Consider the following 24,122-nt stretch of genomic DNA (forward strand, 5'->3'; position numbering starts at 1 on the left):
TAAGACCCCCACCTCAAAATTCAGTCAAAGCAAAGAAGTTAGGTGGGGGGCAACTGCCCATAAAAGCCCGATTGGTTCAACTAATAATCAGTGGGGATGAATACCCCCCACTGATTAAAGTTTCACTTTATACATATAGATTGGGGGAAGGAACAATGAAGAGAAAGGCAACAACGATTGCTGCAGTTGCATTATCGACTAGCGTATTAGTTGCAGGTTGCGGAAATGGGGAGAAGGCATCTACAACGAAGAAAGAAGCAGGTAAGGGGGTAGCAGATAAGCAAGTATTAAACTTACTAGAAACAGCAGAAATTCCTTCAATGGATACGTCAAAATCAACAGACTCTGTATCATTCCGTGCCTTTGTAAATGCAATGGAAGGATTATATCGCTTGGATAAGGATAATAAACCAACTCCAGGTATGGCAAAAGACGTGAAAATTAGTGAAGATAAAAAGACATATACATTTGAATTACGTGATGCGAAATGGTCAAATGGTGATCCAGTTCGAGCACAAGATTTTGTATATGCATGGCAACGTACATTAGATAAAGCAACGGCAGCTGAGTATGCATTTATTTTATTTGATGTGAAAAATGCACAGAAAGTAAATAAAGGAGAGTTACCGTTAGATCAATTAGGAGTGAAAGCGAAGGATGATAAAACGTTAGTAGTAGAATTAGAACAACCAGCACCATATTTCCTTGAGCTTACTTCATTCCCAACATTCTTCCCTTTAAATGAAAAATATGTGAAAGAACAAGGAGATAAATACGGATTAGAAGCAGATAAATTATTATATAATGGACCGTTTACGATGAGTGAATGGAAACATGAAAGAAGTTATCAGTTAAAGAAAAACCCTAATTATTGGGATAAAGATACTGTGAAGTTAGAAGAAATTAATGTGAATATTGTGAAGGAAACAAGCACAGGAGTAAATTTATATGATAGTGATCAAGCGGACCGTGTTATTTTAACTTCTGAATTTGTTGATAAATATAAAAAGAATAAGCCAGATGAATTTAAAACGAAGTTAGATCCACGTATGTATTTCTTACGATTTAACCAAAAAAATGCAACTTTTAAAAATCAAAAAGTTCGTGAAGCAATTGACCTAGCATATGATAAAAAAGGAATTGCAAATGTTATTTTAAATGACGGATCATTGCCAGCATATTTCTTAGTACCTGAAAAATTTACGACAGGACCAGATGGGAAAGATTTCCGTACTGTAAATAAAAATTTCCGTGACAGTAAAGATAATGCAGCAAAAGCGAAAAAGTTATGGGAAGAAGCAAAGAAAGAACTTGGCCAAGATACAATTACAGTCGAATTACTAAATGATGATAACGGTAGTCGTAAAAAAGTAGGAGACTTTATTAAAGAAGAGTTAGAGAAAAATTTACCTGGTATTAAAGTGAATTTAAAACAACAGCCATATAAACAGAAGTTAGATTTAGAAAAGAAATTTGAATATGAATTCTCTTTATCTGCATGGAGTCCAGACTATCCAGATCCAATGACTTATATTGATATGTTTGTTACTGGAAGCTCATTTAATGAAATGGATTATTCTAATCCGAAGTATGATGAGTTAGTAGCGAAGTCAAAAGGAGAACTATTAAAAGATGATAAAGCACGCTGGAATGCACTTGCAGAAGCGGAAAAAATCTTAATTGGTCAAGATGCTGCCATTTCTCCTACGTATCAACAAAGTACAGCATATTTAGAGAAACCGTACGTAAAAGGTATTGCGAATCATACGTTTGGTGGGGACTTCAGTTATAAGTGGGCATATATTACAAAAAAATAGTATAATAAAAGATGAGTGAATTTTCGCTCATCTTTTATTTGTATAGGAGGAATTATAGTTGTTAAACGGAATCAATCATCTTTGTTTTTCAGTATCTAATCTAGAAGATTCTATTGAATTTTACGAAAAAGTATTGGAAGGAGAATTATTAGTTAGAGGAAGAAAACTTGCATATTTTAATATATGTGGAGTATGGGTAGCACTTAATGAAGAAATACATATTCCGAGAAATGAGATTTATCAATCTTATACACATATTGCGTTTTCTGTTGAACAGAAAGACTTTGAAAGTCTACTGCAGCGATTAGAAGAAAATGATGTTCATATTTTAAAAGGAAGAGAACGTGATGTAAGGGATTGTGAATCTATCTATTTTGTTGACCCAGACGGGCATAAGTTTGAATTTCATTCAGGGACATTGCAAGACAGACTTAATTATTATAGGGAAGATAAACCTCATATGACATTTTACTAAGGAGGAAAAGAAGTTGCATGCGCTAGTAATTGGTGGAACAGGAATGCTAAAGAGGGTGTCTATGTGGCTTTGTGAGCAAGAGTTTCATGTTTCTATTATTGGAAGAGATGAAGTGAAATTAGAAAATGTTAAACGAGAGAGTGCTATACCAGAAAATATCACATGCCTTCCGTTAGATTATCATAATGATGACGATGTAAAGGTAGCTATTAAAAGCACAATTGAGCGGAATGGCCCAATAACATTAGTTGTCGCATGGATACACTCAAGTGCAAAAGATGCGTTATCACTTATTTGTAGAGAATTAGACTTGTCGTCTGAAACATACGAAGTTTTTCATATTTTAGGCAATAAAGCATCGAGAATAGCCTCACAAAAAATAGGCGGTACGCGATGTAGCTATCATAGAATAATTTTAGGTTTTATATTAGAAGATACATACGCAAGATGGCTTACTCATGAAGAAATATCGGATGGGGTAATAAAAGGAATTGAAAGTAAATGTAATGAATGGATTGTAGGACGAGTAGAACCGTGGGAATTGCGGCCAACATGGTAAGGGGGAATTGAAGTGAAGACAACGGTATATGTAACAAGGCATGGTGAAACGGAATGGAATGTAGCGAAGCGAATGCAAGGACGGAAAAATTCTGCTTTAACTGAAAATGGTATACTGCAAGCTAAGCAATTAGGAGAGCGAATGAAAGATTTATCTATTCATGCGATCTATAGTAGTCCGAGTGAAAGAACCCTTCATACTGCAGAGTTAATAAAGGGAGAACGTGATATACCAATAATCGCGGATGAGCATTTCTATGAAATTAGCATGGGTATATGGGAAGGACAGACCATTGATGATATAGAAAGGCAATACCCAGACGACATACAGTTATTTTGGTATGAACCACATCTTTTTCAGTCAACATCAGGAGAAAATTTTGAGGCTGTTCATAAAAGGGTAATTGAGGGGATGCAGATTCTTTTAGAAAAGCATAAAGGAGAAAGTATATTAATTGTTTCTCATGCGGCAGCGGCAAAGCTACTTGTAGGACATTTTGCAGGTATTGAAATAGAAAATGTGTGGGATGATCCATTTATGCATAGTGCTAGTTTGAGTATTATAGAATTTGAAGAAGATAAAGGTGAAGTGAAGCAATTTGCAGATATAAGTCATTTTCAGTAAGCATACAAAAAAGGCCGTGAAAACGGCCTTTTTTGTATGAAAAACTAGCAATTGCGTTTTTTGTACCAGAAGTGATCGAATTTCTTGTTTTTGCAAGATGGGAATTTATGTCCGCCACCTTTGCAATCGTTCCATTTCTTTCCATCGTCACACGAATCGTCGCAAGAGCCACCGTGTCCATTAGGGAAGAATTCGCATTTTTTACAGTAACATCGTTTTGTCCAGTAAAATTTCTTTTCAAAGCGTACACATTTTGTAACGAACGTACAATGCTTTCTGCGAGTGCGTTTTGTAACTAACACACATTCTTTTCTACGTGTTACTTTCGTAACGAACGTCCATTTTTGAACGCGAACACGCGTACATTTCGTAACAAATGTCCATTTTTTAACATGCGTACATTTTGTAACGAACGTACAATGTTTCACGCGAGTGCATTTTGTTGTAGGGCAGTTACAATCTTCGCTACAGTCTATTTTTGTAGTGCAATCATCATCACAATCAAACGTACTTGGATCTTGATGTAAGAAATCTTCCATCCCCGCACTTTTGATTTCCTCAACAGCTTTTCTAATATCACGTTTCATAGAAATCCTCCTTATCATGTATTCAGGTGAAAAGGTATTCTTTTTCATTAACAGGATATGTATATAGGTATCTTTCTGAACAGGACAAGAGTGTAATTTTATATAAATGGTTGATAGCGGATGTATGGACAAGGCAAAGTGCATACATTGAATGAAGAGAACTGAGAAGGGATGTGAAAATATGCTACCTTCATATGATTTTTTTATTCATCCAATGAACCTAGTGGAATTGAAAAAAGACATTTGGTCAGACAGTCCAGTGCCAGCAAAATTAACTTATGGAAAAAAGAAGTATGACATTGATATCGTATATCGGGGTGCTCATATTCGTGAATTTGAGAAGAAATCTTATCATGTTATGTTTTATAAACCGAAAAAATTTCAAGGTGCGAAAGAGTTTCATTTAAATTCTGAGTTTATGGATCCGTCTCTCATACGAAATAAATTATCTTTAGACTTTTTTCATGATATTGGTGTACTTTCACCGAAATCACAACATGTGTTTATAAAAATTAATGGGCAAATTCAAGGTGTATATTTACAGTTAGAATCAGTGGATGAAAATTTTTTGAAAAATAGAGGATTACCGAGTGGTTCTATTTATTATGCGATAGATGATGATGCGAATTTTTCTTTAATGAGTGAGAGAGATAAAGATGTTAAGACCGAGCTTTTTGCAGGTTATGAATTTAAATATTCGAATGAAAATAGTGAAGAACAGCTGAGTGAATTTGTATTTCAAGCGAACGCTTTGTCAAGGGAATCTTATGAAAAAGAAATTGGAAAGTTTTTGCATGTAGACAAATATTTAAGGTGGTTAGCTGGCGTCATTTTTACGCAAAACTTTGATGGTTTTGTTCATAACTATGCACTATATCATAACGATGAAACGAACTTATTTGAAGTGATACCGTGGGATTATGATGCGACTTGGGGGCGAGATGTACAAGGGAGACCACTTAATCATGAGTATATTCGTATTCAAGGTTATAACACATTAAGTGCAAGATTGTTAGATATACCTATATTTAGAAAACAATACCGAAGTATTTTAGAAGAAATATTAGCAGAACAATTTACCGTTTCATTTATGATGCCGAAAGTAGAAAGTTTGTGTGAATCGATCCGTCCTTATTTACTACAAGATCCATATATGAAAGAAAAATTAGAAACATTTGATCAAGAAGCTGATATGATTGAGGAATATATAAATAAAAGAAGAAAGTATATACAAGATCATTTACATGAATTGGATTAATTTTGAAAGAGATTGGAACATTATCAATCTCTTTTTTTGTATAATAAAGATGTATTGGTAGAATTGATGTAATATGTACTTAATACAGAATGGGGATGTGGAAACATGACAGTAAAATGGATTGAGTGGGCAAAACAAATACAATCTATAGCTCAAGCGGGTTTAACGTATTCTAAGGATGTGTATGATATAGAACGTTTCCAACAATTACGGGATATTTCCATTTCGATGATGTCACATTACACTAAGACAGATTGGGAAGTTGTAGAGAAGTTATTTGCAAGCGAGACAGGCTATCAAACACCTAAAGTTGATATAAGAGCAGTCGTTTTTCAAAATGAAAAGTTATTATTTGTGAAAGAAAAAAGTGATGGGAAATGGGCATTGCCAGGTGGATGGGCTGATATCGGTTATACGCCGACAGAAGTAGCAGCAAAAGAGGTTTTAGAGGAGACAGGGTATGAGGTAGATCATTTTAAGTTACTCGCTATATTTGATAAAGAAAAACATCAACCATCGCCTTCAGCAACGCATGTATATAAAATTTTTATTGGCTGTAAAATTATTGGTGGTGAAAAGAAAACTAGTATTGAAACAGATGATGTGGAGTTTTTTGGTGAGGATGAACTGCCTAATTTATCGATTGCTAGAAATACAGAAGAGCAAATTAAACAAATGTTTGCCTACATAAAAGAACCGCAGAAAGAAATAGTAATAGATTAATAATGCTTATGCCGATAATAATGTTGGAATGAAGATATTGGCAGAATGCAACCTTTATGTAATAATGGGATGGTATGTGAAGAAAAAAGGAGATAGAAAATAAAATGTTAGCAAGCATAATAGATCAGTTATTGCAGTTCTTTGCAAGCTTAGGTTATTTTGGGGTAGCGCTCGGTTTAATGATTGAAATTATCCCAAGTGAAATTGTACTTTCATATGCCGGTTTTTTAGTGGCAGAGGAGAAAATTAGTTTTGTTGGTGCAGTTATTGCTGGAACGATCGGTGGTACGCTAGCACAGATTTTTTTATACTGGCTTGGATACTACGGAGGACGTCCAGTTGTAGAGAAATATGGGAAATATCTGCTTATTAATAAACACCATTTAGACATAGCAGAAAATTGGTTTAAGCGTTACGGAGCAGGCGTAATCTTTTCGGCACGTTTTATCCCAGTCGTACGTCATGCAATTTCTATTCCAGCAGGATTAGCTAAGATGCCATTAAAACTATTCACACTGTATACAGTAGTTGCGATTATTCCGTGGTCAATACTATTTATATATTTAGGTGAAAAGCTTGGTGGAAATTGGCGACATATTAAAGAATATGCATCTGATTACACACATTACATAATTATAGGAGCGATTCTCTTTATTGCTCTATACTTCGGTTTAAAGTATTTCAAAAAGAAAAAAGCAGCGCGTTAAAGTCAATGATTTTTCATTGGCTTTTTTTACTTGTTTCGGTTCTAAAAAAAAAGAGTTGTCCATAATGTGTAATAATAAAGTGTAGCGGGGGAATGTGATGAAAGGGTCACCGTTTATACGTGGAACGATATTTTTAACAATGGCAACGATGATATCTAAAATGTTAGGGTTTATATATGTTATACCATTTACAGCTATGGTCGGTACGAGTGGGTATGTTTTATACACGTATGCTTATCGTCCATATACAATTATGCTCAGCATTGCGACGATGGGACTACCACTTGCAGTTTCAAAGATGGTATCAAAATATGATCAACTAAATGATTATCATACGGTTAAGAGAGTGCTGAAAAGTGGAATTGTTTTTATGTTTATAATGGGAATTATTTCGTGTTTTACGTTGTATATGCTAGCTCCGCATTTGGCTAAACTTGTAATCGATGGAAATGATCAAACCGGGAATAGTATAGCGGCGGTCACTACTAATATTCAAATTGTAAGTTTTGCGTTAATACTTGTACCAGTCATGAGTTTATTAAGGGGCTTTTTTCAAGGGTTCCAATCGATGGGGCCTTCTGCTCTAAGTGTAGTTGTAGAGCAATTTTTTCGGGTATTAACCATCTTGATAGGAAGCTTTGTCGTTATATATATTTTAAAAGCTTCTATCTCACTAGCTGTTGGTATTTCAACATTCGGTGCTTTTATGGGAGCGATAGGTGGACTAACTGTTTTAAGTGCGTATTACATAAGGAGGAGAAAGCACTTAAAGAAAAAAGAAATGGCAAGTATACCACAAACAACGAAATCTTTTTTCTCACTCTATAAGGAGCTCTTTACATATTCAATACCATTTGTTGTGGTTGGTTTAGCAATTCCGTTGTATCAGACGATTGACACATTTACAATTAATAAATTGCTTATACAAATGGGATATATGCAAGGAGAAGCAGAGAAGATTAATGCAATAATTGGACTTGTTCAGATGGTTGTACTTATCCCAGTTTCCGTTGCGACTGCTTTTAGTATGTCACTCGTACCTGAGATGACAAAAGCTTATACAGCAGGAAATGTGAAGTTGCTGTACAAACATTTTACGAGGACGAATCTATTAGTAGTAGGTATTACGGTACCAGCGGCGATTGGAATGATGATGTTAGCAAAACCGGTATATACTCTTTTATTCGGCGCCGGAAATGATCCAGAGATGGGAAGTATTATTTTACAGTATTACGCTCCTGCCTGTATACTATTTTCGCTTTTTACAGTAACAGCTGCGATGCTCCAAGGAATCAATCAGCAACAGAAAACGGTGCTAGGGTTAGTGATTGGCATTATTGTAAAGATAGTTTTAAATATTGTATTGCTTCCGTATTTCGATTATGTAAGTTTTATTATTTCAACATACGCTGGTTACACGATTTCAGTTGGCTTTAACTTGTGGATGCTTTCTAAATATGTTATAAAGGCAACATAAGCTTTTTAAGGCAGAGAGCGCTCTGTCTTTTTCTTTGTTTAAAATATTTTTCTTGTAAAAACGTTTTCAAAATAATTTTTCTATTGAAATTTAAACGTATGTTTCATATGCTGAGAATGGCGGTTCCAAAACTGTTATGTAAGAGAGGTAGATTCCTACATGTAAAAAGAATCGGGGTGATAGTATGTTAAATATTTATTTAACAGACCGAAACGGAAAACTACAAGAGATTGAGGAAATGCAAAAGGGTTGCTGGATTAATGTACTTCATCCAACGGAAGAAGAAATTCAATATCTAGTACAAACTTTAAATGTAGACTTAGATTTCATTAAAGACCCTTTAGATGACGAAGAACGTTCTCGTATTGAAAAGGAAGACAGTAATACTTTAATAATCGTGGATATTCCAACAGTTAGACATGATGAAGAAGGAAATTCGATTTATGACACGATTCCAATAGGTATGATTGTTATGCCAGATTGTTTTGTGACAATTTGTTTAGAGGAAAACCCAATATTTGAACGTTTTATTAATCAACGTATTAAAGAATTTTATACGTTTAAAAAGACACGATTTGCACTTCAGCTCTTATATACGATTTCTACTTATTATTTAAGATACTTAAAGCAAATTAACAGAAAAACAATTGATTTAGAGCATCAATTAAATCAGTCGATGAAAAATAAAGAGATTTTCACATTGCTAGGTCTTGAAAAAAGTTTAGTTTACTTTACCACATCATTAAAGGCGAATAAAATCGTAATTCAAAAGTTAATGCGTAACAGTACATTTTTAAAAATGTATGAAGACGATCAAGATTTATTAGAAGATGTATTAATTGAAAATAAACAGGCTATTGAAATGGCGGAAATATATAGTCACATTTTAAGTGGAATGATGAATACTTTTAGTTCCGTTATATCAAATAACTTAAATAGTGTTATGAAACTGTTAACGTCTATTACAATCATTTTATCGTTACCAACGATGGTTTCTAGTTTCTTTGGAATGAACGTAAAAGTTCCGTTTGAAGGGGAAGCGCACGGTTTTGTAATTGTACTTATAATATGTGTAACACTATCTTTCACATTAGCATTTGTTTTTTGGAAGAAACGTTACTTTTAACGATAAGAAAGCTGCTCTAGCATAGTTATATAACTGCGCTAGAGCAGCTTTTTTGCTATGAAATCGAAAGTTTTGAATAGAATATAGCTTATGAAATGTAATGTATATGATAGAGGGGAATTTCGTATAAGTCTTGTTCAATTAATGAAATAGGGTTAAAATTACATATTGTTAATGAAAAGTTGGAGGAAATACATCATGGAATTGTTTCAATTACCGAAAGCATTCCTGCAAATGAATACAATCTTTATCTCCATATTGATCGAAGCACTTCCTTTTGTGCTCATTGGTGTATTTATTTCAGGATTCATTCAAATGTTTGTTACAGAAGATATGGTAGCAAAATGGATGCCGAAAAACCGATTTCTGTCTGTTTTAATGGCTACTTTTTTAGGGATGATGTTTCCAGGCTGTGAATGTGGAATCGTTCCGATTGTAAGGCGATTAATCGGAAAAGGGGTTCCGCCATATGCCGGGATTGCATTTATGTTAACTGGACCAATCATTAATCCAGTCGTATTATTTGCAACATACGTTGCCTTTGGAAGTAGTATGCACATGGTATGGTATCGTTCTATTGTAGCGATTATCGTAGCAATTATCGTTGGAATTATATTATCATTTATGTTTAAAGAACATCAATTACGAGATGATCACTTCCCAGAAGTGAATCATAAGCGTCCATTACGTAAAAAAATGTGGGATGTATGTACGCATGCTGTTGAGGAATTTTTCTCGATGGGGAAATATTTAGTATTAGGTGCGTTAATTGCAGCAGCAGTTCAAACGTTCGTACAAACTTCAACACTTCTTGCTATAGGACAAGGGCCGTTTTCTTCACCAGCTGTTATGATGGGACTTGCTTACATTTTATCACTTTGTTCAGAAGCAGATGCATTTATTGCTTCGTCATTCCAAAGTACATTTTCAACAGCGTCACTTGTCGCGTTCCTCGTATATGGACCGATGGTGGATATTAAAAATATGTTTATGATGCTTGCGACATTTAAAACAAAATTTGTAATTGTCGTTACAGTTACAGTTACACTTGTTGTTTATGCAAGCTCACTACTCATTTATGCGATGGGGTGGTAGGTTATGTTTCGAGCATATATATTATTAGGTTTTACAATCTTAATCGCGCAGCTTCATATTTCAGGTAATATTACGAAGTATATTAATATGAAGTATGCCTACTTATCAAAAACAGCAGCTATTATATTAGGTTTTTTAACTGTTGTTCAAATTATAATCGTTTTCCAAAAAGAACATCAGAAAGAACAAGGAAAACAGGATTGTAGTTGTGATCATAGCCATTGCGGACATGACCATTCAAGAGATGAGAACACATGGTGGAAAAAAGCATTTTCATACACATTGTTTTGTTTTCCAATTGTCTCAGGATTGTTTTTCCCGATTGCAACGTTAGATTCAGATATTGTTAAGGCGAAAGGATTTCATTTTCCTGTTGCGCAAGCGGAAAGTACAGATCCATTTATGAGAAGGCAATTTTTAAGGCCTGACACGAGTATATATTACGGAAAAGAAGGATACCGTGGTGTAATGGAAAAAGGAAAGAAAGAGTTTGTAACGAAAGATAGTGTTACTTTAAATGATGAGAACTTCCTAAAAGGTATGGAAACAATTTATAATTACCCTGGCGAGTTTACTGGGAAGAAATTATCTTTTAAAGGGTTTGTTTTCAAAGATGATTCTTCTAAAAAAGAACAATATTTCTTATTCCGTTTCGGTATTATACATTGTGTAGCGGATTCTGGTGTATATGGTATGTTAGTGAAAAAGCCAGAAGGGGTAGAATGGACCAATGATGATTGGATTCAAGTTGAAGGAGAAATATCAACGGAATTTTATCAGCCATTCCATGCGAATATTCCTGTTTTAGAAGTAACGAAATGGAATAAAGTTGAACAACCGAAAGAGCAATATGTATTTAGAGGAGCCGATTGATAACATCGGTTCTTTTTTATGGACTAAGAGTTCTGAATGTTGTTAATATTAAACGTGTAGTTCATTTAGTATAGTGATTATTGAGATATTAGGGATACATCATTAAAGGGGTGATAACAATGACAGAAGTAAAGGGGAAAACAGCCAATGAATCAAGGGTGTTCAAAACGAGCCGAGTATTTCCAACAGATTTAAATGATCATAATACGTTATTTGGTGGAAAGATATTAGCCGAGATGGATATGGTTGCTTCTATTTCAGCGACGAGGCATGCAAGAAAAGAATGCGTCACAGCATCTATGGATTGGGTAGATTTTTTACATCCTGTTCGTTCTACCGATTGTGTGAGTTATGAATCCTTTGTAATTTGGACGGGTAGAACGTCTATGGAAGTATTTGTGAAGGTAGTAGCAGAAGATTTAATTTCAGGTGAGAAGCGCATCGCAGCAACGTCATTTGTTACTTTTGTTGCACTTAGTAAGGAGAACAATCCAGTTCCAGTTCCTCGAGTAATTCCTGAAACAGAAGAAGAGAAAGAATTACATCGCATTGCTGTATTGCGTGCAGAACAACGTCATATACGTAAGGCGGAGAGTAAGAAAGTAGCCACATTACTAACTTTTTAAGTTGAATATTAAGTCGTTAAAGGTATTATAACGGACTGAAATGTTTTTCATATGAAAAGCGGACACCTAACAATAGGTGTCCGCTTTTATAGTTTTTTCATCCACATATCATATGACTGTAACTACTTAGCAGAAGCAAGCAGCACCGACGATGATTAAGAGGATAAATAATACGACTAATAGCGCGAATCCATTACCATGTGCGAAGCCCATTGTTATTTCCTCCTTTTATTTTAAGATACAACATACAATATGCAAATGAGCTATCGTTTGATATGGACATATATCATGCAATGACATATTTTCTTGAATGATATTGTATTAAAAAAGGGAAGATATAGAAATAACAGTAAGTGGAGAAAGGAAAATATCCATGAAACACTTTTTCGTTGTAATCCTTTGTGTAATAGGTGTATTCATTTGGATGAACATCGATGTGGAAATGGGGAAAAAAATGGCTAGTGAATATGAAGTAGGACAAGTTCGATTAGGTGAATTTCAACTGTATACGAACGGTGAAGAGTTATATACGAATTTATTTGAGGATATACGTAATGCGGAGAAGTACATATATATCCATTTTTATATTGTAGGTAAAGATGAAATAAGCAAAGAGTTTTTACAGTTGCTCGAGAAAAAGGCATCTAGCGGAGTAGAAGTGAAATTGTCAGTCGATCGAATAGGTGGATATAAGCTGAAGAAAAAGACAATTCGTCAACTACAAAGCAACGGTGTCCAGTTTACGTTTAGTAAAAAACCTAAATTGAAACATTTATTCTATTCGTTGCATCAGCGAAACCATAGACGAATTGTTACGATAGACGGAAAAGCATCATATATCGGCGGCTTTAACATCGGAAAGGAATATCTTGGACAAGATCCGAAATTTGGCCCGTGGCGTGATTATCATGTGCGAGTCATTGGGAATGGTGCCACGGATATGGAAAGACAATTTGCTGCTGACTGGAAAGAAGATACAGGAGAAAAAATGCCTGTACATGAAAGTCTACCTGCAATTGGGAATGTAAAATATCAATATTTATTTTCAGATGGAAAAGGGTTATGGGAAAAATATGGAGCGCTTTTAAAGCAGGCTAAAAAGTCTTTAATTATTGCTACACCATATTTTGTACCAAGTAAAGAAATGATGAAAGAGTTAAAAGGTGCATTAAACCGCGGTGTCAATGTGAAAATTCTCGTACCATTTAAAAGTGATGCAGTATTGTTAAAACAAGCTGCCTACCCGTATTTGAGAGAGATGAACCATGCTGGAGCGGAGATTTATCAATATCGGAATGGTTTTTTTCACGGGAAAGTAACAATCATTGATGGAGAAATTGTTGATATAGGTACAGCGAATTTTGATAATAGAAGTTTTTATTTAAATTGTGAATCTAATTGTGTCGTATATGATAAAACAGTTGTTGCTGACGTATGGGATCGACTAAAAGAAGACTTCCATAAATCAAAAAGATTTTCGGAAGAAGATTTTGAGAAAATTAGTAAATGGGATTGGTTTTTAGCAAGAATAGCAAATGTTATAGCATCATATTTATAGCATATAGACAAAAAGTAGGGAGGCACTTTCATGGATTGTATGAAAGAATTGATGAGGTATAGTTATATGCTTATATATAAGGTTGGGGAGTATACAGGACAGGTAAGAGACGAAGAATTAAAGGAGCTATTACAGCATCATTTACCATATATGTTGCAAGCATATAATGAACAAGTGAATTTTCAAGAAGGAGAGAATGTACAGCATATAACTTGTGAACCAATTTCATTTCATTTTCATGAAATGGAAAAGGAAACTGATAGTAAATATACAGGTGATATTTATATTGCAACTTGTTATATTTCGCATTTGAAACGGTTAGCGTTAAAGTTTGCTCAAGTGGCAGTTGAAGTTGCAAATCCAGAATTTCGCTCGTTTTTAGAAAACTGCTTCCTGAAAATGAATCGTTATGCCTATAGTGTATGGCAATATGTCGTGAAGAAAGAGTATAAGATTAAACATGTATATGAAAAGGAGAAGTTTGCATAAGAAACTAAGGCGGAAAGATAGGCGCCTTAGTTTTTTACTTTTTGTGGAGAAAAAATGACTATATATATTATCAGAAAATTTACAAATATTTACCGTTTATTTACTATTTTTCAATCTTTCCTTTAAAAATAGAGAGTAATATGGGATTGTACATATTCTATCAAAAGGAGGAAACGCAAATGAAAAAATGGGTTAAATCATTAACTGCTATGGCACTTGCAAGTTCTTTATTAATGGTAGGTTGTAGTAAAGGTGAGGACAAGAAGAAAGAAGACGATACAACAACACAACAAGAGGATAAAAAGGATAAAGAAACAAGTGGAACTGAGAAGTCTACGGATTCTAAAGAAAAGAAATAATGTAATAATAGAGCTTCCTCTTTTATGTGAGGAAGCTTTTTTGTTGTAAATTGATTGAGATTATTGAAAAATAGAGAAAGAATGAAAGAGGGGGAAAACAAATGAAAGTGTGCATATTGGGAGCAACAGGGCGAGTAGGTTCAAACATAATGAAATTAGCATTAAAAGATTCAGCAGAAGTGACTGCATTAGCGCGTGATTCAAGTAGAGTAGAAATAAACCATGAAAGATTACGAGTTATAGAAGGTAATGTATTAAATGAAAATGATATAAAGAAAGCGATAGAAGGAAGCGATATAGTAATTAGTGCACTTGGAACGGATCAAAATGGGACGTTAGCGAAGAGTATGCCACAAATTATAAAGAAAATGGAAGAAGAAGGAGTTCGTAAAATCATTACAATAGGAACAGCCGGTATTTTACAAGCAAGAACAAATCTAAATTTATATCGTTTTCAATCAACGGAATCAAAGAGAAAGTCGACAACAGCAGCAGAAGATCATTTAGCTGCATATAAGATACTTAGTAGTAGTAATTTATGCTGGACGGTCGTTTGTCCGACGCATTTAATTGACGGTGATGTGACAGGTATATATCGAACTGAAAAAGATGTATTACCAGAAGGAGGAGCAAAAATAACAGTTGGTGATACAGCGCAATTTACGTGGAATCTATGTAGTAAAAACAAATATGAGAATAGCCGAGTAGGTATTTCCTATTAAAAAACCATCCCGCAATTGGGATGGTTAAAAGACGATATAACATACAAATATGATAATCATAATGATTTGGAGAATGGCTTTCGCTACTGTACTGCTTAAAAAACCAACTACAGTAGCAACTCCTACTAGAAAGGCGTCTTTTGGCGCTTTTTTATGCATGAGTTCTGTAATAAATACCGATAAGAACGGTATGATAATTAAACCGAATGGTGGGAAAAAGAAAGAGCCGACAATGATAGAAATCATACCGACACGTTCTCCCCATTTAGAACTTCCGTATTTTTTTAAGAAATATCCATTTGCAATAAAATCAGCAACGAAAATGAATAGTGTGAAAATGACTTGAATAATCCAAAAGGAAGTTGTTAGTTCTCCACCATTTATACTGAAATGGTAAATGAAATATCCAGCCCAGACAGCGAGTATGCCTGGAATGATAGGGTAAATAAAGGCAAGAAATGAAACAATAAAACAGGCAATGATACAGATTGTTAATAATACTGTCACTTTATAGCTCCTTCTTCGTGTCTAATTTATGTACCGCAATTTTTTTCACTTGATGTCCATCAAGTTCTAGTGCTTTAAACTGAAAACCGGCAAATTCAATGGAATAACCAGCCTCAATATTTAAGTCCACTGCTTGAGAGAGGAGCCAACCTCCAATTGTATCTAAATCACTATCATCAATATGTAGGCCAAACATATCATTCACTTCAGAAATGAGCACCTTACCGTCTAAAACAGTAAGCTTCGGCGTACGCTTTTCAATCATAGGTGATTCATCCACATCAAACTCATCTTGAATTTCTCCAATAATTTCTTCGAGAATATCTTCCATTGTTAAAAGTCCAGCCGTACCACCATATTCATCCATAACGATTGCCATCTGAACGCGATTCTTTTGTAGATGAACTAACGTTTTGCGAATTGGAACAGTTTCAAAGACAGTTAGTACTGGATGTATGTAAGATTCAAGTGGCTTATGAATGCCTTTCGTTTGATCATGAAATACTTCTTTCGTATTGATCATACCGATAATATCATCTTTATCTTTTTCGATGATAGGGTAGCGTGTATACTTTTCAGTTGCGACGATATCCATATTTTCTTCTAACGTATTTTCAGTAGATAAGCAAATCATTTCTGTACGAGGGACCATAATTTCTTTCGCAACTCGATCATCAAATTCAAAAATATTATTTACATATTTATATTCGGCTTGATTTATTTCGCCGCTTTTGAAACTTTCACCTAAAATGAGTCGTAGTTCCTCTTCAGAATGGGCCAGTTCATTTTCTTTCGCAGGTTCTAAACCGAGTAGTTTTGTGAAAAAGATAGCCGTACTATTAAGTAACCAAATGAACGGGTACATAATTTTATCAAATAAAATAAGTGGTCGTGCAAACTTAAGTGTGATTGCCTCTGCTTTTTGAATTGCAAAAGACTTTGGAACTAATTCACCTAATACAACATGGAAAAATGTAATCACGCTAAAAGCGATAATAAAGGATAAAGTATTTGCCATTGCTCCAGTAATATTAATCTTTTCAAAGAGCGGTCGTAGTAAATGTTCCACAGTCGGTTCACCAAGCCAACCAAGCCCTAAAGAAGTGATTGTAATCCCGAGCTGACAAGCTGATAAATAAACATCTAAATTAGATATGACACTTCTTGCAGCTAAAGCTTGTTTATTGCCTTCATTTGCAAGCTGGTCAATTCGACTTTTTCGTACTTTTACAACAGCGAATTCTGATGCAACGAAAAAGCCGGAAATAAGGATAAGTACAATGATGAGAAAAATATTTAATATGTCCAAGTGTATTCTCTATTCCGTCGCTTGGAATAAAGATGTCACCTCCTGCAATTATGTTATACTTTTATAATAAATCCAAATGAAAAGAATAGTCAAAGAAAAAGGGTAAATATTGGTATGTTTCTGCAATGGTTTTTGAATTTGCTGTTATTTTGTCCGCTATACAAAAGGAATAACCCTCTACTTTCAGATTCTAGAGGGTTATTTCAAATTAAGGTTTTGGAATACTTCTCGTTAAAGCGTATGATTGTTGTTTAAAGTGGTTTGTCGTCCATAGCGTTTGAAGGAATGAGAGTATACAATACGGGATATACAAAAGTAATAAGCTAATTGTAACAATAATAGGTGCATTTCCGCCGAATTGAACGATAAATTGCAATAGTCCACTTGCGTGAAAAACGCATTCCATAAAAACGAATGAAAGAATAATGGAACCTAAAATAGATTTATGATTCGAAGTAAGCGCTAAAAACAATGTATCTACAAGGAAAGAAGCTTGTTTTATTTCATATTCATTTGTATTACTTAAGAAAGGAATCCATTTTTTTATTGCTTGCATAACGATAATCATGGAAGTACTACAAACGATGATAAAAGATGAGTAGTAAGGAATCTTTATAAATTTTGTGATGTATAGGAGTAGTAATAAGACTGCGCATTGTAATAATACAGTACATAAAGAATAAGGAATCCATCTTAATAAAGAAGTGAACTTTTTAACCGATTGAGGTGCTTTAAAAAATAAATGGCCAATCCCTAAGCTGATGAAGAATCCGATTGCAAGAGTAAAGGTAAAACGAACAATCGATAAAAAATATATTTCCCACATGTAAGGGAATAACGGTGTTGATTGATTAGCAGTATGTACTATCTGATTTGCTGAGAAAAAGATAGATTCGTGCATCCAATCAATCTTTGGAATTGTCATCGAAGAAAGTTGTGCGAAGTTATGGAAAATGCTTATAAAGCCGGTGATGTATGAGTATTTATGTGTAATGAATAAAGCTGGAATAGGACTAATGATAAATATAATGAGAACACCAACGATAAATTTATATATGTGTGAGCGCAATAAAGACATGTAACCACCTACTCTTTGAATATTCAGAAAATTCTTATTATTATTTTAGCTTTTTTCGGAGTAAGTTACAATATATTTTTCTTAAAGAAGTTTAGTATTGTAGTGGATAGAATTGAATGAAAGGTGAATAAATTATGACAAGAAAATGAATAATTTTCAGAAAAATAAAATAAATTATTTATTTTTTTCTGAAAATATAATATAGTTATGGCACAGAAAGTATTTTAACATAAGGAGGCTGTTTATGAGGATTAAAGGGAATTATGTGCCGAAAAGGGAAGTTTTATTTTGCTCAAGTTCAATTACGATAGGGGAAGCACTAGAACATTTAAATAAAACTGGTTATCGTTGTGTACCAGTTTTAGATGAAAAAAAAGAGAAATATTTAGGGAATATATATAAAGTAGATATTTTAGAATATAAAGGTTCTCTGGAAGAAAATGTATTACGATTATTAAACGATAAAGAAGGATATGTCAGAGAAGACTCTTCGTTCTTTAAAGTATTTTTTACAATAAAGAAATTACCTTATTTATCAGTAGTTGATGAAAAAGGAGTCTTTCTTGGGATTTTAACGCATAAAAAGGTTTTTGAGCTATTAGAAGATGCCTGGGGCGTTCATTCTAGTAAATATTCTGTCATGATTGGGACACAAGATTATAATGGGGCTATTCAAAAATTATCGACAGTATTAAAAAAATATACAGGTATCCAAAGTTTAATGACTTTTGATAACGATGCCTTATTAGTTCGTAGAATTATGTTTACATTAGGAGAAGAGTTTAACGATGGTGAATTAGAGACGTTATTGAAAGATTTAGAAGATCACGGATTTAGAGTGGTGTATGTGGAAGAGATGAAAAATCCACGTGAAGTTGAAACGATAGAATAATATGCAAAAGCCGTCTAATTATGTTGGATGGCTTTTGTTATGTTACGTGTATAAAATTATTTGAAAATAACGATAGGATAATAAGTGAGTCTGAAACAATATTTGTGCAAAAGAATAAAAAATGTAGATAATTTTGATTTTCAAAAAAGTCAATTTGAAAATATGTTTTTATTTTTCAACTAAATATGTTACTATATGTGTGATAAAAACAAAGAGGTCTGACAACTATACTCCACGCAATACCACTCTAATGATTTAAAAATTCAAAAAAATCAAAAATTAATAATTAGAGTAAAAATAAGGGGATTGGAGAAATTATGGAGAAAGACACTGCTTTGTAAGGGGCATATTTTATCAGCTTGAACAGAGAGGAGGATGCATAGCATATTGTGAAAATAGAGATAAACAATGAAAAAGTGCTATGCAAATGAAAAGCATGAAGGGACGTTTAAGGCCAGGTGATACGGTAGCAATTGGTTTAATGTTATTTGCACTATTTTTAGGAGCAGGAAATTTAATTTTCCCACCAGTTTTAGGGCAACAAGCTGGAGAGAATGTTTGGGTTGCTACAATTGGATTCCTCGTAACGGGAGTCGGATTACCCCTATTAGCTGTAACAGCTGTCGCGTTTGTAGAGGGGGACTTGAAAGCGCTATCTTCTAGAGTTCACCCTATATTTGCGTTTGTTTTCCCATTGATTAGTTATTTAGCGATTGGACCTTTTTTCGCGATTCCGCGTACGGGAGCCGTTTCATTTGAAATGGGTATGAAGCCATTTTTATCAGAGGCATTAGTTTCCGAATGGTACATGCTATTTCTTTTCACTATAATTTTCTTCGGAATAACTTGGTATTTATCTTTAAATCCATCAAAATTAGTGGATTGGTTCGGGAAATTTCTTACACCATTGTTAGTATTAATTGTTGCTGTAATTGTCGGAAAGGCAATTGTTGATCCGATTGGAGAACCAGCTGCACCGCTAGAAGCATACAAGGAAAATGCTTTCTTTGGTGGATTTATTCAAGGATATTTAACGATGGATGCAATTAGTGCGCTTGTATTTGGAATTGTAGTTGTACAAGTTATCCGCTCTAAAGGAATAAAAGAGAGTAATCAAATTGCAAAAATAACAGTAGTATCAGGTATTATCGCGGTACTTGGTTTAACGTTAATCTATTTATCACTTGCTTATCTTGGTTCAACAAGTACATCACTTGGGGTATCAGAGAATGGTGGACTTATTTTAACGAATGTTGTAAATGAGTTATATGGAACAAGTGGTAAAATTTTATTAGGACTTGTTATTGTACTTGCTTGTTTAACAACTTCTGTTGGATTAACATCAGCTTGTGCTGGCTTCTTTACAAACTTATTCCCAAAACTTTCGCATAAAACGATTGTAACAATGGTATGTGTATTTAGTTTAATTGTATCTAACCTAGGTTTAACGCAATTAATCGCAGTTACTTTACCAGTGTTAATGATCATTTATCCAGTTGCAATCGTATTAATCGTACTTTCTTACTTCCATAAATGGATTGGGAAGCGCAATACCATTTATATTGGAGCTATTTTAGGTGCATTATTAATTAGTTTCTTTAACGGTTTAGAAAGTGCGAAGATTAAAATTGACGCGATTTCTAACGTACTACAAATGTTACCATTATATAATGAAGGAATAGGATGGCTAATCCCATCATGTATTGGCGGGATCCTCGGTTTCTTCTTCTATAAATCAAATGAATCAAGTGAACTACAAAAGAAAGGTGCTTAGGCGCCTTTCTTTTTTTAAAGGGGATTTTTTTGTTTTGTCTAAGTAATAAATGAAAGGAGTGATAAAATGGCTAATTTTGAAGATTTTTTAACTTTGGATTTACGGATTGGGACTGTAACACATGCAGAGGAATTTAAAGAAGCGAGAGTTCCAGCGATTAAACTAGAAATTGATTTTGGAGAGCTTGGAATGAAGCAGTCAAGTGCTCAAATTACGAAGAGATATAACCCAGAAGATTTAATCGGTCAGCAAATCGTTGCTGTTGTAAATTTTCCGCCAAAGCGTGTAGCGGGATTTAAATCAGAAGTACTTGTTTTAGGAGGAGTACCTGAAGCGGGTGATGTTGTATTACTGCAGCCTAATATGGAATTACCAAATGGAACAAAAATTAGTTAATGTAAAGGCTGGGGAACATGGATATTGGACGCGAATACGTACAGTGTGCTATTTCGAATTTTGAAGCAACAAAGAAACAAGGGGAACGGGTGCTTTCACAATTATCATATGAACAGATTGAATGGTCTTCTCATGAAGCAACAAATAGCATAGCAATTATAATTAAGCATCTGCACGGTAATATGCGTTCTAGATGGACGGATTTTTTAACATCTGACGGTGAAAAAATAGATCGTAACCGAGATGCTGAATTTGAAGGTGGTTATTCTTCTAAGAAAGAGGTACTCGCAGCATGGAATGAAGGTTGGGAATATGTTTTTAAAACGATGAATGCACTAACGTCAGAACATTTATTGCAGACAGTATATATTCGCGGGGAAGCACATACTGTCATGCAAGCAATTGAAAGACAAATTTCTCATTATGCTTTGCATATTGGACAAATGATTTACATCGGTAAAATGTTAAAAGAAAATGAGTGGGAATGTTTAAGTATTCCTAGAGGAAAGTCTAACTTTCATTTAGAGAAAAAGCGTTCAACATAATAATAGGAAAGAAACCGATATAAAATTGGAAGTAAGAAAACAAGCCAAATGATAGATGGCTCTGTAGTCATAAGAATGCTACCAACAATCAGCCCATATATAATAAGAAAGAAATTAATAAGTGTATTCACAGGGATAAATCGTGAGATAAAAACTTGCTGTCGTTTAAAACAATCACTATGAAATACATAAAAGCGGAAGTACCATGTGGTAGTAATAAGATCTTTCTTTCGCGTAATTCTTTTTTTGCATGTATGACAGATGAACGGTGGTTGCATTTCATTACGCTCCATTTTTTATATTTGTAATAATGTAGGACAAAAGTAGGTACAAAGTGTATATCCCTATATACGCTCCTGATATAAGAAAAAATGGATTTAGTAAAATCCCATGAATACTTGTCATAAAAACTAAGTCTTGTATTAAAACATCATATATATGAATAGAAATGATTGTACCGAGTACATAAAGTGCTAGATATGCTGAAATATGTAACGCAACACGGATGGTAGGATGCTTAGCAAGCCAATAAAAAATAAATGATAGTACAACGGGTAGTGTTCCTATTAGTAGTTTCAATTCATTTCACCTCATTAACAATATAGCCGGAATTTAGACGGTCTATTCTCTAGAGCTTGTACATAACTTGAAATAGAGAGGTGATAGTATGAATCGAGGCTTTTTTTATGTGAAATTCACGAGTGTACGTAAGTTAGTATTATTTATTATTGCTACAGTACTAGCGACTTTTTTTCTTATTAGTATGATGGTAACCTCTATGAAAGAGACGAAGTCAACGTATTTATATAATTGGTTAAATGAGTTATCAATGAATGGTTACATGTACGTTCTTGGGAAAGAGAATCATTATTTTACACAGGAATATCGAAATTTAAATCAAGATTTTTCAATATCTTCGTTTCTCTTTTCTATGGCTACGAATATTCGTTTTAACGATGTACGCAGTTTTGTCGGCAAAGAGCTACCTGGTTTCGGTAAGTACGATACAGAAATTGTTATTGCGGGGGAAGGAACAAATTATTCTAACTTGCCTATAGAGTCGAGCGTTCCACTTGAAGAAGTAGTAAAAGAACGGACTGGAGAAGGTGGACAGGCTCAAAAGCCGGATACGAATAAAGAGAAAAAGCAACCAGCTCAAACGACAGGAAAACGACAAGTTGCATTTATTTATCATTCGCATAGCTGGGAATCTTATTTGCCATTATTGAATTTAACAAATGATCCAAATCCGAATAAAGCCACAAGTTCCGTAACGAATATTTCAATAGTCGGCGACCGATTTCGTGAACAATTAGCAAATGAAGGAATCGGAGCAACTAACGACAAGACTGATGTTGGTCAAAAGTTGATTAGTAAAGGGTTAAATAGTAATAGTTCTTATAAAATGTCACGGGAAATTGTACAAGAAGCAATGGCCGGCAATAAAGAATTACAATACTTCTTTGATTTACATCGTGATAGTGCTCGGAAAAATGTCACGACAAAAATAATCGGTGATAAATCATATGCGAAGCTTGCGTTTGTAGTAGGGAAAGGTAACAAAAACTATGAAAAAAACTTGCAATTAGCAACGGCTTTACATGAGACGATTAGTAAGAAATATCCAGGCGTTAGTCGTGGTGTCATTCAAAAAGGATTCCAAACAGGAAATGGTGTCTACAATCAAGATTTGTCAGGACAAGCGATATTAATTGAAGTTGGTGGCGTAGATAATACAGAGGAAGAACTAAATCGATCGATTGATGCGCTAGCTAAAGCGTTTGGTGAATATTTCTGGCAGGCAGAAAAAGTGAATGGATAAAGTGAAACAGAAATGAATGCGAGAGTCTGAAAAAACGTGAGTGTAATGCTTGCGTTTTTTTGTAATTAATGATGTGTCACAGAATAGACATAATTTGTCCATGTTATAGTAATATCGAAATTTGTCAAATTATACTGGGAGATTTACAAAGGGATTTTCGGGAAAGTAGAGAAAATCTTTTTACAAGGAAAGCTTTTTATTATGAAATTGGTAGGGTGATTGAAATGATTAGGGAAATCAAAGTAGAAGATGCAGCATCATTTTTGCAATTAAGTAAGCAATTAGATGAAGAAACAAAATTTATGTTGTATGAACCAGGAGAAAGGAAATTCACAGCCGAGCAACAAGAGCAAATGATTCAGCGCTTTGTAGAAAATAAATATGCAACAATATTGGTAGCAGTTGAAGAAGAGAGAATAGTAGGGTTTATTTTAGTGAATGGAAATCATATTCAAAGAAAGAGACATGTAGCAAGTATTGTAATTGGGATTTTGCAAGAGTATAGTGGGCGAGGTATTGGGACTAAATTGTTTAAAGAGGTCGAGAAGTGGGCAAGATTACATGGTGTATGGCGTTTAGAATTAACGGTAATGGCCCACAATACAAGAGCTCAGGCACTATATAAAAAAGCTGGATTTGAGAAGGAAGGTGTCAAAAGAGCTGCTCTTATTATCGATGGAGAGAACATCGATGAGTATGAAATGGCCAAATTATTAAAATAAGA

29 protein-coding genes are annotated in these 24,122 nt (G+C 34.2%); 22 read left to right on the forward strand and 7 right to left on the reverse strand.

The window, feature by feature from the left end:
* Positions 1-155: 155 nt before the first annotated feature.
* From PDQ68_RS00550 to PDQ68_RS00565, 4 genes are read left to right on the forward strand one after another with little or no spacing between them, the layout of a single operon-like run.
* Entirely contained in the window at positions 156-1,817 is a 1,662-nt protein-coding gene (locus PDQ68_RS00550; protein WP_000823005.1) for a peptide ABC transporter substrate-binding protein, read from the forward strand.
* 58 nt (positions 1,818-1,875) lie between these two features.
* Positions 1,876-2,292, forward strand: a complete 417-nt coding sequence (gene fosB, locus PDQ68_RS00555) for a FosBx1 family fosfomycin resistance bacillithiol transferase (protein ID WP_000931692.1) — start codon at positions 1,876-1,878, stop codon at positions 2,290-2,292.
* A 13-nt stretch (positions 2,293-2,305) separates the two neighbouring features.
* Entirely contained in the window at positions 2,306-2,851 is a 546-nt protein-coding gene (locus PDQ68_RS00560; protein ID WP_000543148.1) for a short-chain dehydrogenase, read from the forward strand.
* 12 nt (positions 2,852-2,863) lie between these two features.
* Positions 2,864-3,475, forward strand: coding sequence for a phosphoserine phosphatase 1 (locus PDQ68_RS00565; protein WP_000859178.1), 612 nt, complete (start codon positions 2,864-2,866; stop codon positions 3,473-3,475).
* 44 nt (positions 3,476-3,519) lie between these two features.
* Here PDQ68_RS00565 and exsB read toward each other — a convergent pair whose 3' ends face one another.
* Positions 3,520-4,062, reverse strand: a complete 543-nt coding sequence (gene exsB / locus PDQ68_RS00570; RefSeq protein ID WP_061182986.1) for an exosporium protein ExsB — start codon at positions 4,060-4,062, stop codon at positions 3,520-3,522.
* A 181-nt stretch (positions 4,063-4,243) separates the two neighbouring features.
* Here exsB and cotH point away from each other — a divergent pair, with 181 nt between their 5' ends.
* The 8 genes from cotH (at position 4,244) to PDQ68_RS00610 (ending at position 11,947) form a co-directional block, all read left to right on the forward strand.
* Positions 4,244-5,320 (forward strand): spore coat protein CotH, encoded by a 1,077-nt coding sequence (gene cotH / locus PDQ68_RS00575; RefSeq protein WP_016717275.1) that lies wholly within the window; start codon positions 4,244-4,246, stop codon positions 5,318-5,320.
* A 105-nt stretch (positions 5,321-5,425) separates the two neighbouring features.
* Positions 5,426-6,043, forward strand: a complete 618-nt coding sequence (locus tag PDQ68_RS00580) for an NUDIX hydrolase N-terminal domain-containing protein (protein WP_061182985.1) — start codon at positions 5,426-5,428, stop codon at positions 6,041-6,043.
* Between the two features lie 104 nt (positions 6,044-6,147).
* A complete protein-coding gene (gene uptA / locus PDQ68_RS00585; RefSeq protein ID WP_000881210.1) occupies positions 6,148-6,750 on the forward strand; it encodes an undecaprenyl phosphate transporter UptA in 603 nt (200 codons plus the stop codon).
* A 97-nt stretch (positions 6,751-6,847) separates the two neighbouring features.
* A complete protein-coding gene (locus PDQ68_RS00590) occupies positions 6,848-8,227 on the forward strand; it encodes a putative polysaccharide biosynthesis protein (RefSeq protein ID WP_011040245.1) in 1,380 nt (459 codons plus the stop codon).
* Positions 8,228-8,411: 184 nt separating this feature from the next.
* Positions 8,412-9,353 (forward strand): magnesium transporter CorA family protein, encoded by a 942-nt coding sequence (locus tag PDQ68_RS00595; protein ID WP_000932390.1) that lies wholly within the window; start codon positions 8,412-8,414, stop codon positions 9,351-9,353.
* A gap of 198 nt (positions 9,354-9,551) precedes the next feature.
* Positions 9,552-10,448 (forward strand): permease, encoded by an 897-nt coding sequence (locus tag PDQ68_RS00600; protein WP_000418724.1) that lies wholly within the window; start codon positions 9,552-9,554, stop codon positions 10,446-10,448.
* 3 nt (positions 10,449-10,451) lie between these two features.
* Positions 10,452-11,321: a TIGR03943 family putative permease subunit gene (locus PDQ68_RS00605; RefSeq protein WP_061182984.1), complete on the forward strand. Its 870-nt coding sequence runs from the start codon at positions 10,452-10,454 to the stop codon at positions 11,319-11,321.
* Between the two features lie 119 nt (positions 11,322-11,440).
* A complete protein-coding gene (locus tag PDQ68_RS00610) occupies positions 11,441-11,947 on the forward strand; it encodes an acyl-CoA thioesterase (protein WP_000141171.1) in 507 nt (168 codons plus the stop codon).
* A 126-nt stretch (positions 11,948-12,073) separates the two neighbouring features.
* On the opposite strand, the gene PDQ68_RS00615 is transcribed toward PDQ68_RS00610, so the two are convergent.
* Entirely contained in the window at positions 12,074-12,160 is an 87-nt protein-coding gene (locus PDQ68_RS00615) for a YjcZ family sporulation protein (protein WP_000505094.1), read from the reverse strand.
* Between the two features lie 160 nt (positions 12,161-12,320).
* Between PDQ68_RS00615 and cls the strand changes: the two genes are divergently transcribed.
* From cls to PDQ68_RS00635, 4 genes are all read left to right on the forward strand, one after another.
* Entirely contained in the window at positions 12,321-13,505 is a 1,185-nt protein-coding gene (gene cls, locus PDQ68_RS00620; protein ID WP_061182983.1) for a cardiolipin synthase, read from the forward strand.
* A gap of 30 nt (positions 13,506-13,535) precedes the next feature.
* Positions 13,536-13,994 carry a spore coat protein gene (locus PDQ68_RS00625; RefSeq protein ID WP_000340557.1) on the forward strand — a complete coding sequence of 153 codons (459 nt, stop codon included), beginning with the start codon at positions 13,536-13,538 and terminating at the stop codon, positions 13,992-13,994.
* A gap of 179 nt (positions 13,995-14,173) precedes the next feature.
* Positions 14,174-14,353 (forward strand): hypothetical protein, encoded by a 180-nt coding sequence (locus tag PDQ68_RS00630; RefSeq protein ID WP_061182982.1) that lies wholly within the window; start codon positions 14,174-14,176, stop codon positions 14,351-14,353.
* A gap of 101 nt (positions 14,354-14,454) precedes the next feature.
* Positions 14,455-15,075, forward strand: coding sequence for an NAD(P)-dependent oxidoreductase (locus PDQ68_RS00635; protein WP_061182981.1), 621 nt, complete (start codon positions 14,455-14,457; stop codon positions 15,073-15,075).
* Positions 15,076-15,099: 24 nt separating this feature from the next.
* Here the strand turns inward: PDQ68_RS00635 and PDQ68_RS00640 are convergent, their stop codons facing one another.
* The 3 genes from PDQ68_RS00640 to PDQ68_RS00650 all read right to left on the reverse strand — a co-directional run bounded on the left by PDQ68_RS00640 (position 15,100) and on the right by PDQ68_RS00650 (position 17,969).
* Positions 15,100-15,582, reverse strand: a complete 483-nt coding sequence (locus tag PDQ68_RS00640) for a DUF456 domain-containing protein (RefSeq protein ID WP_061182980.1) — start codon at positions 15,580-15,582, stop codon at positions 15,100-15,102.
* 1 nt (position 15,583) lies between these two features.
* A complete protein-coding gene (locus PDQ68_RS00645) occupies positions 15,584-16,891 on the reverse strand; it encodes a hemolysin family protein (protein WP_061182979.1) in 1,308 nt (435 codons plus the stop codon).
* 208 nt (positions 16,892-17,099) lie between these two features.
* Positions 17,100-17,969 (reverse strand): hypothetical protein, encoded by an 870-nt coding sequence (locus tag PDQ68_RS00650; RefSeq protein WP_016717281.1) that lies wholly within the window; start codon positions 17,967-17,969, stop codon positions 17,100-17,102.
* Between the two features lie 244 nt (positions 17,970-18,213).
* On the opposite strand from PDQ68_RS00650, the gene cbpA reads away from it, so the two are divergent.
* The 4 genes from cbpA (at position 18,214) to PDQ68_RS00670 (ending at position 21,576) form a co-directional block, all read left to right on the forward strand.
* Entirely contained in the window at positions 18,214-18,861 is a 648-nt protein-coding gene (gene cbpA, locus PDQ68_RS00655) for a cyclic di-AMP binding protein CbpA (protein ID WP_049113683.1), read from the forward strand.
* A gap of 436 nt (positions 18,862-19,297) precedes the next feature.
* Positions 19,298-20,635: a branched-chain amino acid transport system II carrier protein BrnQ4 gene (brnQ4, locus tag PDQ68_RS00660; protein ID WP_073531294.1), complete on the forward strand. Its 1,338-nt coding sequence runs from the start codon at positions 19,298-19,300 to the stop codon at positions 20,633-20,635.
* Positions 20,636-20,701: 66 nt separating this feature from the next.
* Positions 20,702-21,031 (forward strand): chaperone CsaA, encoded by a 330-nt coding sequence (gene csaA / locus PDQ68_RS00665; RefSeq protein WP_001263033.1) that lies wholly within the window; start codon positions 20,702-20,704, stop codon positions 21,029-21,031.
* Between the two features lie 17 nt (positions 21,032-21,048).
* Positions 21,049-21,576, forward strand: coding sequence for a DUF1572 domain-containing protein (locus PDQ68_RS00670; RefSeq protein WP_016717285.1), 528 nt, complete (start codon positions 21,049-21,051; stop codon positions 21,574-21,576).
* On the opposite strand, the gene PDQ68_RS00675 is transcribed toward PDQ68_RS00670, so the two are convergent.
* Both PDQ68_RS00675 and PDQ68_RS00680 read right to left on the reverse strand, forming a co-directional pair.
* Entirely contained in the window at positions 21,549-21,854 is a 306-nt protein-coding gene (locus PDQ68_RS00675) for a hypothetical protein (RefSeq protein WP_061182705.1), read from the reverse strand. The two genes, PDQ68_RS00670 and PDQ68_RS00675, sit on opposite strands and share 28 nt — an antisense overlap.
* Positions 21,855-21,858: 4 nt before the next feature.
* Positions 21,859-22,155: a hypothetical protein gene (locus PDQ68_RS00680; protein ID WP_016717286.1), complete on the reverse strand. Its 297-nt coding sequence runs from the start codon at positions 22,153-22,155 to the stop codon at positions 21,859-21,861.
* Positions 22,156-22,243: 88 nt separating this feature from the next.
* Here PDQ68_RS00680 and spoIIP point away from each other — a divergent pair, with 88 nt between their 5' ends.
* Together spoIIP and PDQ68_RS00690 are read left to right on the forward strand one after the other, a co-directional pair.
* Positions 22,244-23,398, forward strand: coding sequence for a stage II sporulation protein SpoIIP (gene spoIIP / locus PDQ68_RS00685; protein ID WP_001079296.1), 1,155 nt, complete (start codon positions 22,244-22,246; stop codon positions 23,396-23,398).
* 224 nt (positions 23,399-23,622) lie between these two features.
* Complete coding sequence (locus tag PDQ68_RS00690) at positions 23,623-24,120, forward strand: GNAT family N-acetyltransferase (RefSeq protein WP_016717288.1); 498 nt, start codon at positions 23,623-23,625, stop codon at positions 24,118-24,120.
* Positions 24,121-24,122: the final 2 nt, after the last annotated feature.

This window comes from Bacillus cereus group sp. Bc010 (genome assembly GCF_027716745.1).
In the GTDB taxonomy this organism is placed as follows: Bacteria; Bacillota; Bacilli; order Bacillales; family Bacillaceae_G; genus Bacillus_A; species Bacillus_A pacificus.

Excerpts from the sequence above, each read along its gene's own strand:
- PDQ68_RS00670 (WP_016717285.1), top strand. The coding sequence starts at position 21,049 with ATGGATATTGGACGCGAATACGTACAGTGTGCTATTTCGAATTTTGAA.
- PDQ68_RS00630 (WP_061182982.1), top strand. The coding sequence starts at position 14,174 with ATGAAAAAATGGGTTAAATCATTAACTGCTATGGCACTTGCAAGTTCT.
- uptA (WP_000881210.1), top strand. The coding sequence starts at position 6,148 with ATGTTAGCAAGCATAATAGATCAGTTATTGCAGTTCTTTGCAAGCTTA.
- PDQ68_RS00605 (WP_061182984.1), top strand. The coding sequence starts at position 10,452 with ATGTTTCGAGCATATATATTATTAGGTTTTACAATCTTAATCGCGCAG.
- PDQ68_RS00580 (WP_061182985.1), top strand. The coding sequence starts at position 5,426 with ATGACAGTAAAATGGATTGAGTGGGCAAAACAAATACAATCTATAGCT.
- cbpA (WP_049113683.1), top strand. The coding sequence starts at position 18,214 with ATGAGGATTAAAGGGAATTATGTGCCGAAAAGGGAAGTTTTATTTTGC.
- spoIIP (WP_001079296.1), top strand. The coding sequence starts at position 22,244 with ATGAATCGAGGCTTTTTTTATGTGAAATTCACGAGTGTACGTAAGTTA.
- PDQ68_RS00615 (WP_000505094.1), bottom strand. The coding sequence starts at position 12,160 with ATGGGCTTCGCACATGGTAATGGATTCGCGCTATTAGTCGTATTATTT.
- PDQ68_RS00625 (WP_000340557.1), top strand. The coding sequence starts at position 13,536 with ATGGATTGTATGAAAGAATTGATGAGGTATAGTTATATGCTTATATAT.
- PDQ68_RS00610 (WP_000141171.1), top strand. The coding sequence starts at position 11,441 with ATGACAGAAGTAAAGGGGAAAACAGCCAATGAATCAAGGGTGTTCAAA.
- PDQ68_RS00690 (WP_016717288.1), top strand. The coding sequence starts at position 23,623 with ATGATTAGGGAAATCAAAGTAGAAGATGCAGCATCATTTTTGCAATTA.
- cls (WP_061182983.1), top strand. The coding sequence starts at position 12,321 with ATGAAACACTTTTTCGTTGTAATCCTTTGTGTAATAGGTGTATTCATT.
- PDQ68_RS00650 (WP_016717281.1), bottom strand. The coding sequence starts at position 17,969 with ATGTCTTTATTGCGCTCACACATATATAAATTTATCGTTGGTGTTCTC.
- PDQ68_RS00635 (WP_061182981.1), top strand. The coding sequence starts at position 14,455 with ATGAAAGTGTGCATATTGGGAGCAACAGGGCGAGTAGGTTCAAACATA.
- brnQ4 (WP_073531294.1), top strand. The coding sequence starts at position 19,298 with ATGAAGGGACGTTTAAGGCCAGGTGATACGGTAGCAATTGGTTTAATG.
- PDQ68_RS00595 (WP_000932390.1), top strand. The coding sequence starts at position 8,412 with ATGTTAAATATTTATTTAACAGACCGAAACGGAAAACTACAAGAGATT.
- exsB (WP_061182986.1), bottom strand. The coding sequence starts at position 4,062 with ATGAAACGTGATATTAGAAAAGCTGTTGAGGAAATCAAAAGTGCGGGG.
- PDQ68_RS00675 (WP_061182705.1), bottom strand. The coding sequence starts at position 21,854 with ATGCAACCACCGTTCATCTGTCATACATGCAAAAAAAGAATTACGCGA.
- PDQ68_RS00600 (WP_000418724.1), top strand. The coding sequence starts at position 9,552 with ATGGAATTGTTTCAATTACCGAAAGCATTCCTGCAAATGAATACAATC.
- PDQ68_RS00590 (WP_011040245.1), top strand. The coding sequence starts at position 6,848 with ATGAAAGGGTCACCGTTTATACGTGGAACGATATTTTTAACAATGGCA.
- cotH (WP_016717275.1), top strand. The coding sequence starts at position 4,244 with ATGCTACCTTCATATGATTTTTTTATTCATCCAATGAACCTAGTGGAA.
- csaA (WP_001263033.1), top strand. The coding sequence starts at position 20,702 with ATGGCTAATTTTGAAGATTTTTTAACTTTGGATTTACGGATTGGGACT.
- PDQ68_RS00550 (WP_000823005.1), top strand. The coding sequence starts at position 156 with ATGAAGAGAAAGGCAACAACGATTGCTGCAGTTGCATTATCGACTAGC.